At 64.9% G+C, this 12,440-nt stretch carries 10 protein-coding genes; 8 read left to right on the forward strand and 2 right to left on the reverse strand.

What is annotated here, in order from left to right:
- Window positions 1–70: 70 nt before the first annotated feature.
- On the reverse strand, window positions 71–3,166 hold the full coding sequence (locus IMX17_RS01915) for a beta-galactosidase (RefSeq protein ID WP_193549276.1): 3,096 nt from the start codon (window positions 3,164–3,166) through the stop codon (window positions 71–73).
- Between the two features lie 102 nt (window positions 3,167–3,268).
- On the reverse strand, window positions 3,269–3,955 hold the full coding sequence (gene dpiA, locus IMX17_RS01920; RefSeq protein ID WP_021505854.1) for a two-component response regulator DpiA: 687 nt from the start codon (window positions 3,953–3,955) through the stop codon (window positions 3,269–3,271).
- 313 nt (window positions 3,956–4,268) lie between these two features.
- Between dpiA and citC the strand changes: the two genes are divergently transcribed.
- From citC to agp, 8 genes are all read left to right on the forward strand, one after another.
- Entirely contained in the window at window positions 4,269–5,339 is a 1,071-nt protein-coding gene (gene citC, locus IMX17_RS01925; RefSeq protein ID WP_046896435.1) for a [citrate (pro-3S)-lyase] ligase, read from the forward strand.
- Window positions 5,339–5,647, forward strand: a complete 309-nt coding sequence (gene citD / locus IMX17_RS01930) for a citrate lyase acyl carrier protein (RefSeq protein WP_019452464.1) — start codon at window positions 5,339–5,341, stop codon at window positions 5,645–5,647. Before citC ends, citD begins: the two co-directional genes overlap by 1 nt.
- Complete coding sequence (citE, locus tag IMX17_RS01935) at window positions 5,631–6,551, forward strand: citrate (pro-3S)-lyase subunit beta (protein WP_193549277.1); 921 nt, start codon at window positions 5,631–5,633, stop codon at window positions 6,549–6,551. Before citD ends, citE begins: the two co-directional genes overlap by 17 nt.
- The gene (gene citF / locus IMX17_RS01940) at window positions 6,551–8,056 is read left to right on the forward strand and encodes a citrate lyase subunit alpha (protein WP_147838526.1); all 1,506 of its coding nucleotides are present in this window, start codon (window positions 6,551–6,553) and stop codon (window positions 8,054–8,056) included. Before citE ends, citF begins: the two co-directional genes overlap by 1 nt.
- Before the next feature lie 3 nt (window positions 8,057–8,059).
- Window positions 8,060–8,608, forward strand: coding sequence for a citrate lyase holo-[acyl-carrier protein] synthase (gene citX / locus IMX17_RS01945; protein WP_182264189.1), 549 nt, complete (start codon window positions 8,060–8,062; stop codon window positions 8,606–8,608).
- Entirely contained in the window at window positions 8,589–9,473 is an 885-nt protein-coding gene (gene citG, locus IMX17_RS01950) for a triphosphoribosyl-dephospho-CoA synthase CitG (protein ID WP_033651844.1), read from the forward strand. Before citX ends, citG begins: the two co-directional genes overlap by 20 nt.
- Window positions 9,474–9,498: 25 nt before the next feature.
- Entirely contained in the window at window positions 9,499–10,962 is a 1,464-nt protein-coding gene (locus tag IMX17_RS01955) for an anion permease (RefSeq protein ID WP_193549278.1), read from the forward strand.
- A 146-nt stretch (window positions 10,963–11,108) separates the two neighbouring features.
- Window positions 11,109–12,338, forward strand: coding sequence for a bifunctional glucose-1-phosphatase/inositol phosphatase (agp, locus tag IMX17_RS01960; protein ID WP_193549279.1), 1,230 nt, complete (start codon window positions 11,109–11,111; stop codon window positions 12,336–12,338).
- Window positions 12,339–12,440: the final 102 nt, after the last annotated feature.

Here is a 12,440-nt window from a genome sequence, read left to right on the forward strand (position 1 = left end):
CAAAGGCGGATTACACATTCTGTGACTGTTTGCTTACAGAATGCGCAACCCGTTGAGTTTTTTGGCAGATTTAGCCCTCTGGCGCTCGCTGCAGGCGCAGCTGATAGCGGTAAACGCCAGCGGTGAGCAGGTAATCCCGGTGCACGCTCGGGCTCCAGGAGTCGTCGCCGCCCACCCCCATGTGGTAGCCGTCCAGATGCAGCCAGGTGCCTGCTTCCGGCTGCAGCAGATGCTGGTGGCTGCAGGCCATCAGCTGTTGCAGGCCGTAGCGGCTGAGCGAGAAGTGGAAGCGGCCGTCGATGCGCCAGCCGCCGTAGCGCAGGCTGCGGGTGTCGCAGCGCAGGCCATTCTCGCCGGGGAAAATATATGGCGTGTGCAGATCCGTCAGCGGCAGGCGCCAGCGCCCGTGCTGCGCGGCCAGGCGGCGATCCGGGTAGTTCTCGTGCGGGCCCAGGCCCAGCCATTCCGCCTGCGGCTGCACCGTCGCCAGTTGGCAGTTCAGGCCGATGCGCGCTGGCGGCGGCAGGGCGTCGGCCACCTCGACCTCCACGTTCACGCTCACCGCGCCCAGCGCGTCGAACAGCCACTGCTTGCGGCTAATCAGCAAAATCTGCCCGTCCATGCCGAACTGGTGTTCGCTCACCACCCGCACGCCGTTTTGCAGCGCATCGGCCTGCAACTGCGTGCAGCGCTCCTCCAGCCGGTACAGGCCCGCCAGCTTCCAGCATTCGACCCAGGCGTTGGGATCGATATGGCCCGCTTCGCTGACGCCGATATCGTTATCGATCGGCGCGCGCGCAAAGCCGTCGCGCAGCGGCGTCAGCAACTGCGGCTGCTCATTCTGCCACCACTGCGTCAGGTGGCCGCTGCTGCGCTCGAAGCGCCAACGCTGGTCGCCGTGGGTGAGCGTCAGCCCCTGATCGTCTTCAATCAGCATTGGCGGCACGCCCTGCGCCGGCGGCGGCGCGGGATGCAGCGCGCGCGGCACCCGCCACTGATCCCAGGCGCAGCGGTGGTGCGCTTCGGACCAGTCGGTGGCCTGCGGCTGCACCACTTCCACGTTCAGCCACAGTTCGCCGGGCTGATGCAGCATCGGCAGCCGGTCGAGCAGGGTGAAGCGAGTGCTGCCCTGCGGCGGCAGCGCCAGATCGAAGCTGCCGCTGGCGCGCTCCACGCCGTCCAGCTCCAGCCGCCAGTTGAGCTGTTCGTTGTCGGTGTGGCGGAACAGGTAATCGCTGGTGACGGTCAGCGTCAGCGAGGCGGCGTCGAAGGCGAAGCGGAACAGCTGCTGCGCCCGCTGCGCTTCGAACAGCGCCGGGTGCGGGGTGCGATCCGCGAACACCAGCCCGTTCAGGCAGAACTGGCGATCGTTGGGGGTGTCGCCGAAGTCGCCGCCGTAGGCCCAGAACTCTTCGCCGCGATCGTCGCGTTTGATCAGCGCCTGATCGACCCAGTCCCAGACAAAGCCGCCCTGCAGGCGCGGATGTGCATGGAACGCGCGCCAGTAGCGCTCGAAACCGCCGAAACTGTTGCCCATCGCGTGGGCGTATTCGCACAGGATCAACGGACGCTGCTCCTCCGGCAGGCCGATCCACTTGCCGATCGCCCATTTGGGCACTGCCGGGAACGGCTGATCCTGATCCACTCGCGCATACATCGGGCAGATGATGTCGGTGGCGGCGGTGTCGGCGCCGCCGCCTTCATATTGCACCGGGCGGGTCGGATCCTGGCTTTTCACCCAGCGGTACAGCGCGTCGTGGTTCGCGCCGTGGCCGGACTCGTTGCCCAGCGACCAGATAATGATGCAAGGGTGGTTGCGATCGCGTTGCACCATGCGGGTGACGCGCTCGCTCATCGCCGGCAGCCACAGCGGATCGTCAGCCAGGCGGTTCATCGGCTGCATGCCGTGGGTCTCGATATTGGCTTCATCCACCACGTACAGCCCGTAGCGATCGCAAAGCCGATACCACAGCGGGTGGTTGGGGTAATGCGAGCAGCGCACCGCGTTGAAGTTGTGCTGTTTCATCAGCAGGATGTCGTGGCGCATCGTCGCCTCGTCCATCACCTGGCCGTGGCGCGGGTGATGCTCGTGGCGGTTAACGCCGCGGATCAGCAGCGGCTTCCCGTTGAGCTTCAACAGCCCGCCGCTGATTTCCACCTGGCGGAAGCCGACGTCATAGGCCTCCACCTCGATAATCTCCCCCTCGGGTGAGAGCAGGGCGACGGTGGCGCGATACAGCGCGGGCGTTTCGGCGCTCCACAGCGCCGGGCGCTCCACCGGCAGCCGCAGCGTGACGCGATCGGCATAGGCGCCGCGCTCGTCCACGATCTCGCTGCCGAGCGGCTGGGTGCGTTCGGCCACCCGCGCCCCGTCGCGCCACAGTTGAACCTGCACCTGCACCTGCAGCGGGCCGGGCCGGTTGGCGCGCGCCGTTACCACCAGTTCACCGCGGGTAAAGCTGTCATGCAACGGCGTGGTGATGTGCACATCGCTCAGGTGGGCGGCGGGTTTGTGCAGCAGGCTGACGTCGCGGAAGATGCCGCTCATGCGCCACATGTCCTGATCTTCCAGGTAGCTGCCGTCGCACCAGCGCAGCACCATCACCGCCAGCCGGTTTTCACCCGGCTGCAGCCACGGGCTGAGATCGAACTCCGCCGGCAGGCGGCTGTCCTGCGAATAGCCCACCCAGTAGCCGTTGCACCATAAATAGAACGCCGAGTTGACGCCGTCGAAGATGACGCGCGTCTGGCCGGCGGCCAGCCAGGCAGGATCGACGCTGAAGGCGCGCGAGTAGCAGCCGGTCGGGTTGTCTTCCGGCACGCGCGGCGGATCGACCGGGAACGGGTAGCGCACGTTGGTGTAAATCGGCGCGTCGTAGCCGGCGAGCTGCCAGTTGCCCGGCACCGCCAGCGGGGCGGCGTCCGGCAGATCCTGCTGCAGCCAGCCTTCCGGCGCCGCCTCTGGGCGCGGGAAATAGCTGAAGCGCCACTCACCGTTCAGTGAGCGGCGGCTGGCGCTGGGGGCGTCGTCGCGCGCGTCTTCCACCGTGCGCCAGCTGGCGAACGGCGGGTGGGCGTCCAGCCGGCGGTAGTGGGTGCAGGCGGGGTTTTGCCAGTCACGGCGGGCGAGGATCTCGGTCAGGGAAACTAGGGGGGCAGCAGGCATCGGCGATCGTCCAGTCGGCTAGGTGATGCTCACCAAGATGCTGACCGGCGCATAAAAAGTAAAGCGGTTACACGCAACCTTGCAAGGGCGATCAAATAACCGTTAATGCGGCTCGCCGGCGCGATAGATCCGCTGTGGGCGGCCCACCTTGCCGTAAATGATCTCGGCGCGCAGCTGCTGCGCGGCGGTGCAAAACTCCAGATAACGGCGCGCGGTGGTGCGGCTGAGCCCCATTTTTTGCGCAACGCTTTCAGCGGTATGCCGCGCGGCGGGTTCGGCGAACAGCGCGCGGACCTTGCCCAGCGTCAGCTCGTCGATGCCGGCGGGCAGCGCCGCCTGCTGCTCGCCGCGGGCGTAGGTGTTGAACATCTCGTCGATGCGGCGCTGGTTGAGGCGCGCTTTGTCCTTCAACGCTTCGCGGCGCTGGCTGAAGCGCTGCAGCGTCTGGCTCAGCCGGTCATAGGCCAGCGGTTTGATCAGGTAGTCGAACACGCCGTAGCGCAACGCCTCGGCTACGGTGGCCATGTCGCTGGCGGCGGTGATGAACACGATGCCGCCGCGATAGCCGCTCAGCGTCAGTTCGCGCAGCAGGGTGATGCCCTGGCCGTCCGGCAGAAAGTTGTCCAGCAGGATCAGATCCGGCTTGAAGCGTTCGGTCATGGCGCGCGCCTGCGCCAGCGTGCCGGCCAGCCAAATCTGGCGGCAGCCGCCGTTCTGGCGGATAAACTCCGCGTGCATCTCCGCCAGCGGCGTTTCGTCTTCAACGATCAGGATGTTCAGCCATTCCATAATGAAACCTACTATTGCAATCAAGATGCTAAATGAATGTAAGTGAATTGCGGCGCCAAATAAAGATTATCTCAATAATAAACACCATAAGATTAATTAAGCAAATAAAGAACATTAAATAACTTATTAACCGGGATCGGTTTGTGAAATAGGTCAATAATCCGCGTTTTTTTTCTGCTTACCATGGGTTTATTGAACGAGAGGATGATTTTATCTTCATGGTTTTTAAGGTTTTAATTGCCATTTCTGATGTTAATTAAAATGCCTTTTTGTATTTCATTTGTTGTTTGTCAGTTAACCCAGAGAGCGTGTTATGTTAGGCGATGCCGTATTTAATCGGGTAAAGCGATCGGATCATAAAGCGATTTCGGAAATAAGCGCCTTCTTGCGCAGTAACGATCTGAATATCGATACCACGGTTGAAATATTTATTACCGTTACCCAGCACGATAAATTGGTCGCCTGCGGCGGCATCGCCGACAATATTATCAAATGCGTCGCCATCAGCCCGCTGATGCGCGGCGAAGGGTTGGCGCTGGCGCTGGCGACCGAGCTGGTGAACCTGGCCTACGAGCGCCATCACACCCAGCTGTTTATCTACACCAAGGTGCAGAACGAGCCGCTGTTCCGCCAGTGCGGTTTCTACCCGATCGCCACCGTGCCGGGCATCGTGGTGCTGATGGAAAACAGCCCGTGCCGCCTGAAGCGCTACGCCGCCCAGCTGGCGAGCCAACGTCGGCCGGGCGACACCATCGGCAGCATCGTGATGAACGCCAACCCCTTTACCCGTGGACACCAGTATCTGGTGCGTCAGGCGGCCAAGCGCTGCGACTGGCTGCACCTGTTTCTGGTGAAGGAAAACACCTCGCGCTTCAGCTATGAAGACCGGCGCCGGCTGGTGCTGGCCGGCACCGCCGACATCCCCAACCTCACGGTACACGAAGGCTCGCAGTACGTGATCTCGCGCGCCACTTTCCCTTGTTACTTCATCAAGGACCAGGGCGTGGCCGACGACTGTTACACCGAAATCGATCTGAAGATCTTCCGCCAGTATCTGGCGCCCGCGCTGGGCATCACCCACCGCTTCGTCGGCAACGAGCCGTTCTGCGCGGTGACCGCGAAGTACAACCGCGACATGCGCTACTGGCTGGAAACGCCGGCGCTGCCCAGCCCGCCGATCGCGCTGGTGGAAATCGAGCGTTTGCAATATCAGGGCACGGCGATCTCCGCCTCCTGGGTGCGCAAGCTGCTGGCGGCGGGGGACTTCCACGCCGCCGCGCCGCTGGTGCCGCCGGACACCCTGTACTACCTGCAGGATCTGCAAACGCAGCGCCGGGCCAAGACGGCCCCGCATCCTTTTGAGTCCGCACAATCAGGTGAATGATGAAAATTATCCGAGAAGCAATGGCCGGCACGCTGGAATCCAGCGATGTCATGGTGCGCATCGCGCCCGCCGAGGGGCCGCAGCACGATCTGCTGATCGCCAGCAGCGTGGAAAAGCAGTTCGGCGCGGCGATCCGCCACACCCTGCTGGAAGTGCTGCAGCGTTATGAGGTGGAACCGGTGCAGGTGATCGTCGACGACAAAGGGGCGCTGGACTGCGTGCTGCGCGCCCGGCTGGAAACCGCGCTGATGCGCGCCTGCGAGGGCGGCCAACTGCCGTGGGAGGCGAAAGATGAAAACGCTGAATAAAACCCGGCTGCGCCGCAGCATGCTGTTCGTTCCCGGCGCCAACGCGGCGATGGTCAGCAACGCCTTTATCTACCAGGCCGACGCGCTGATGTTCGATCTGGAAGACTCGGTGATCCTGCGTGAAAAAGACGCGGCGCGCCGATTGGTGTACCACGCGCTGCAGCATCCGCTGTACCAGGAGGTGGAAACCATCGTGCGCGTCAATGCGCTCGATTCCGCCTACGGCCTGGCGGACCTGCAGGCGGTGGTGCGCGGCGGCGCGGACATCGTGCGCCTGCCGAAGACCGATAGCGCGCAGGACGTTGTCGACATGGAGCGCGAGATCGCCGCCATCGAGGCGGCCTGCGGCCGGCCGGTCGGCAGCACCGGGCTGCTGGCGGCGATCGAATCGGCGCAGGGCATCACCAACGCGGTGGCGATCGCGCACGCTTCGCCGCGTCTTATCGGCATCGCGCTGGGGGCGGAAGACTATGTGCGCAACCTGCGCACCGAACGCTCGCCGGAGGGCATCGAGCTGCTGTTCGCCCGCTGCTCGCTGCTGCAGGCGGCGCGCGCCGCCGGCATTCAGGCGTTCGACACCGTGTATTCCGACGCCAACAACGAGGCCGGCTTCCTGCAGGAAGCGGCGCTGATCAAACAGCTCGGCTTCGACGGCAAATCGCTGATCAACCCGCGCCAGATTGAGCTGCTGCACAACCTGTACGCGCCGACCGCCAAAGAGGTGGCGCACGCGCAGCGGGTGGTGGACGCCGCCGAAGCGGCGGAGCGGGAAGGGCGCGGCGTGGTGTCGCTCAACGGAAAAATGGTCGACAGCCCGGTGATTGAACGCGCCCGGCTGGTGCTGGAGCGCGCCGCGCTGTCCGGCTTACGGGAAGAACCGGCGCAGTACGGGGAGGAAGCATGATGAACCGCCAACAACGATTGATGACCTTCGCCAACCCGGCGGATCTGCCGGGCTATCAGGACATTTCCAAGGCCAATCTGCAGGCGCGTAAACCGCGCGATCTCAAGCTGTGCGACTCCTTGCAGGAAGCGGTGCGCCGCAGCGGGCTGCAGGACGGCATGACCATCTCCTTCCACCATGCGTTTCGCGGCGGCGATCTGGCGCTCAATCAGGTGATGGAGACGCTGGCGGCGATGGGGTTCCGCAACCTGACGCTGGCCTCCAGCTCGCTGACCGACTGCCATGCGCCGTTGGTTGAGCATATCCGCCACGGCGTGGTGAGCCGCATTTACACCTCCGGGCTGCGCGGCCCGCTGGCGGACGCCGTTTCGCGCGGCCTGCTGGCGGAGCCGGTGCAAATTCACTCGCATGGCGGCCGGGTCAACCTGATCGAATCCGGCGAGCTGAAGATAGATGTGGCCTTCCTCGGCGTGCCGGCCTGCGATGAGTTCGGCAACGCCAACGGCTACAGCGGTGAAGCCTGCTGCGGCTCGCTCGGCTATGCGCGGGTGGACGCCGAGGCGGCGGGCACCGTGGTGCTGCTGACCGAACAGCTGGTGCCGTATCCGCATCATCCCGCCAGCCTGGCGCAGGATCGGGTGGATCTGATCGTGCAGCTGGAGCGGGTGGGCGACGCCGACAAGATCGGCGCCGACGCCACGCGCATGACTTCGAACCCGCGCGAGCTGCTGATCGCCCGCCGCGCCGCCGAGGTGATCGCCGGTTCCGGCTACTTCACCGAAGGGTTCTCGCTGCAAACCGGCACCGGCGGCGCCTCGCTGGCGGTGACCCGGTTCCTGGAGGACAAGATGCGCGCCCGCGGCATTCGCGCCGCGTTCGCCCTCGGCGGCATCACCTCGACCATGGTGGATCTGCACGAGAAAGGGCTGATCGGCAAGCTGCTGGACGTGCAGAGCTTCGATCGGGCGGCGGCGACCTCGCTGGCGCGCAACCCGTGCCATATCGAAATCAGCGCCAACCAGTACGCCAACTTCAGCTCCAAGGGCGCGTCGGTCGATCGGCTCGACGTGGTGGTGCTGAGCGCGCTCGAGATCGACACCGGTTTCAACGTTAACGTGCTGACCGGCTCCGACGGCGTGCTGCGCGGCGCGTCCGGCGGCCACTGCGACACCGCCGCCGCCGCGCGGCTGGCGATCATCGTCGCGCCGTTGGTGCGCGGGCGCATCCCGACGCTGGTGGAGCAGGTGACCACCTGTGTCACGCCGGGCTCCAGCATCGACATTCTGGTGACCGACCACGGCATCGCCGTCAACCCGGCGCGGCCGGAGCTGGCGCAGCGCCTGCGGGAGGCCGGGCTCGAGGTGGTGAGCATTGACTGGCTGCGCGCCCGCGCGCTGCAGCTGACCGGCGAACCGCAGCCGATCGCCTTTACCGACAAAGTGGTGGCGGTAGTGCGCTACCGCGACGGCTCGGTGATCGACGTGGTGCATCAGGTGGCGGAGTAACCGATGGCCGCCGTCGATCCCCAACTGGCCGCCGAACGCGCGGTCAGCCTGCCGGAGCTGCTCACCAGCCGCGAATGCCGTCAGGCGCGCCAGCAGGCGTGGCTGGCACAGCACGAGTGCACGCTGCTGGTGCTGACGCTGGTGGTGCCCGGCCCGGTGAAAGACAGCGCGCTGACGCGCGGCATCTTCAACCTCGGGTGGACGGCGCTGCTGCGGCTGTGCGCCGAACAGGGCTGGCCGAGCCCGCAGGCCGAGGCGCTGGCGCTCGCCACCGGCTGCGAAGGATTCGTGGCGCTGCGCGCCGACGCCCAACGGGTGAAAGATTGCGCTATGCAGCTGGAGGTGAGCCGCCCGATCGGCCGGCTGTGGGATATCGACGTGCTGGATGCGCAGGGGCGAATCCTGTCGCGCCGCGACATCGGCCTGCCGGCGCGGCGCTGCCTGCTGTGCGGCCAACCGGCCAAGATTTGCGCCCGCCAGCGGCGGCATGGCAGCGAGCAGCTGCTGCAAGAAATGGAAAGGATGTTCAACGATGCGATCTCTGCCGATTAATCCACCCGCCCGCCGAGCCGAGCCGGCCTGCGACTTCGCCCGCGCCGCTTTCCGCGCGCTGTTGGTGGAGGTCAACCTCACGCCCAAACCGGGGCTGGTGGATCGCCATAACACCGGCGCCCATCGCGACATGGATCTTGGGCATTTCTACCGCAGCGCCCGCGCCATCGGCGTGTGGCTGCCGCGTTTTATCCAGCGCGGCCGCGAAGACGCCTGCCGGCCGGCGGAGCGGCAGTTGGCGCGGCTGCGGCCGCTCGGCCTGGCCTGCGAAAACCAGATGTTTCGCGCCACCGGCGGCATTAACACCCACAAGGGCAGCGTGTTCTCACTCGGTTTGCTGTGCGCCGCCTTCGGCCGCCTGCAGCAGCAGGGCCGGGCCATCAGCGCCGCATCGTTATGCGCCGAAGTGGCGGCGATGTGCCGAGGGCTGGTGGACAGCGAACTGCGATGCAACAACGCCGGGCAGACCGCCGGCCAGCGCTTGTTCGCTGCGTATGGCCTCAGCGGCGCGCGCGGCGAGGCGGAATCCGGTTTTCGGTTGGTGCTTGACGGCGCGCTGCCGCTGTATCGGCAACGGCTGGCCGCCGGCGGCGACGAACAGCGGGCGCTGCTGGACAGCCTGCTGTGGCTGATGGCCCACAACGATGACACCAACGTCGCCTCGCGCGGCGGCCTGCGCGGGCTGCGCTGGCTGCGGCGCCGGGCGGCCTTGCTGTTGGCGCAGGGCGGCTCGGCGGGGGAAGCGGGCCTGGCGCGCCTGCGGCGCTTCGATGCCGACTGCATTGCCCGCAACCTCAGCCCCGGCGGCAGCGCCGACTTGTTGATAGTGACCTGGCTGCTGGCGCAGCTGGGTGCCCAAGAATAATAACCAAGCCTTCAGGAGAGTCCCTATGTCCCAAACCCAGGAAAAGATCTGGAAAGCGATAGCGCCGCTGGCGGTGCTCGCGATCCTGTTATTGATACCGGTGCCCGACGGCATGCCGCCGCAGGCGTGGCACTATTTCGCCATCTTTGTGGCGATGATCGTCGGCATGATTCTGGAGCCGATCCCGGCCACCGCCATCAGTTTTATCGCGGTGACCGTCAGCGTGCTGAGCGCCAACTGGGTGCTGTTCGGCGCGCAAGAATTGGCGGAGCCGGGTTTCAAGGCCGGTAAAGAGGCGCTGAAATGGGGGCTGGCGGGCTTCTCCAGCACCACCGTCTGGCTGGTGTTCGGCGCCTTTATCTTCGCGCTGGGCTACGAGGCCACCGGGCTGGGGCGGCGCATCGCGCTGTTCCTGGTGAAATTCATGGGCAAGCGCACGCTGACGCTGGGCTATGCGGTGGTGATCATCGATATCCTGCTGGCGCCGTTCACGCCGTCCAACACCGCGCGCACCGGCGGCACGGTGTTCCCGGTGGTGAAAAACCTGCCGCCGCTGTTCGATTCCTTCCCTAACGATCCCTCTTCGCGCCGCATCGGCGGCTACCTGATGTGGATGATGGTGGTCGGCACCAGCATCAGCTCCTCGATGTTCGTCACCGGCGCCGCGCCGAACGTGCTGGGCATCGAGTTCGTCGGCAAGATAGCCGGGGTGCACATCAGCTGGATGCAGTGGTTCCTGGCGTTCCTGCCGGTCGGCCTGCTGCTGCTGATCATCGCGCCGCTGCTCTCCTACTACCTCTACAAGCCGGGCGTGACCCACAGCAGCGAAGTGGCCGCCTGGGCGAATACCGCGCTGGGGGAAATGGGCAAGCTGACGCGCAAGGAGTACACCCTGATCGGCCTGGTGCTGCTCAGCCTGTGCCTGTGGGTGTTCGGCGGCAAGGTGCTGGACGCCACCGCGGTGTGCCTGTTGGCGGTGTCGCTGATGCTGGCGCTGCACGTGGTGTCGTGGAAAGACATTACCAAATACTCCAGCGCCTGGAATACGCTGGTTAACCTGGCGACGCTGGTGGTGATGGCCAACGGCCTGACGCGCTCCGGCTTTATCGACTGGTTCGCCCAGACCATGAGCACTCACCTGGACGGCTTCTCGCCGAACATGACGGTGGTGGCGCTGGTGCTGGTGTTCTACTTCGCCCACTACCTGTTCGCCAGCCTGTCGGCGCACACCGCCACCATGCTGCCGGTGATCCTGGCGGTCGGCAAAGGCTTGCCGGGCGTGCCGATGGAGCAGCTGTCGATGCTGCTGGTGCTGTCGATCGGCATCATGGGCGTGCTGACGCCGTACGCCACCGGGCCGGGGGTGATTATCTACGGCTGCGGCTATGTGAAGTCGAAAGACTACTGGCGCCTGGGCGGCATTCTCGGCGTGGTGTACATCGCCGCGCTGCTGCTGATCGGCTGGCCAATCATGAGCCTGTGGTACTGAGTTGACGCACAGCGGCCGCCGCCCGGTGGCCGCTGGTACGATCTTTTCCCGTGAACCCTGTCACACACTTGTCACACTAACCCCGCCATCATACGCAGGCAAACGCTAACACCTTAAAAATAATCATTTTCCGGGAGCCTCTGCGGATGAGAAAAAAAACGTTATTGCTGTGCCTGCCTTTGTTATTCACCGGGAACGCGCTGGCGGACGCCGGCGGTTATCAACTGGAACAGGTGCTGGTGATGAGCCGCCATAACCTGCGCGCGCCGCTGGCCAACAACGGCAGCGTGCTGGCGCAGTCCACGCCGAAGGCCTGGCCGGCCTGGGAAACGCCGGGTGGCCAGCTGACCACCAAGGGCGGGGTGCTGGAAGTGTATATGGGGCACTATTTCAACGCCTGGCTGAAGCAGACCGGCCTGTTGCCGCAAGAAGGCTGCCCGACCGCCGGCAGCGTGTACGTCTACGCCAACAGCCTGCAGCGCACGGTGGCCACCGCGCAGTTCTTCAGCAACGGCGCATTCCCTGGCTGCGACGTCAGCGTGCACCATCAGGACAAGATGGGCGAGATGGATCCGACCTTCAACCCGATCATCACCGACACCAGCGAAGCCTTCAACCAGCAGGCGCTGGCGGCGATGAACGCCGCGCTGGGATCGCTGAAGCTGGACGCCTCTTATCAGCAGTTGGCGAAGATCATCGACTACAAGGATTCCGCCGCCTGCAAGACCGACAAACACTGCGACCTGACCAAAGAAGCCAGCGTGATGAGCGCGGTGCCGGGCAAAGAGCCGGGCGTCTCCGGCCCGCTGCGGGTGGGCAACTCGCTGGTGGACGCCTTTATGCTGCAGTATTACGAAGGTTTCCCGATGAAAGAGGTGGCCTGGGGCAAAATCGCCACCCCGCACCAGTGGCAGCAGCTGGCGCAGCTGAAAGACGGCTATCAGGATTCGCTGTTCACCTCGCCGGTGGTGGCGCAGAACGTCGCCAAGCCGCTGCTGACCTACATCAACAACGCGCTGCTGGGCGAGCGCAAGCCTGACGCGCCGAAGCTGACGGTGCTGGTGGGCCACGACTCCAATATCGCCTCGCTGCTGTCGGCCATGCAGTTCCAGCCGTATCAGCTGCCGCAGCAATACGAGAAAACGCCGATCGGCGGCAAACTGGTATTCCAGCGCTGGCGCGACGCGCAGAACGACCGTGAATTGCTGAAGATCGAGTACGTCTATCAGTCCACCGAACAGCTGCGCAAGGCGACGCCGCTGACGCTGCAAACCCCGCCGCAGCACGTGACGCTGGCGCTGAAAGGCTGCCCGATCGATAAAGACGGCTTCTGCGCCTGGAGCGATTTCGAGAAGACCATGAAAGGCATCTTGTAATGCCCGGCCTCTCTCCCGAATGCGGGGGAGAGGCATAGGCGCGGCTGCCGGGGGATTGTGCTTGAATCCCCTCAACCGATCACCTAGCATTTCGTTAGGTGT

Origin of the sequence: Serratia sp. X3 (assembly GCF_014982455.1) — a bacterium.
GTDB classification, from domain to species: Bacteria; Pseudomonadota; Gammaproteobacteria; order Enterobacterales; family Enterobacteriaceae; genus Serratia; species Serratia ureilytica.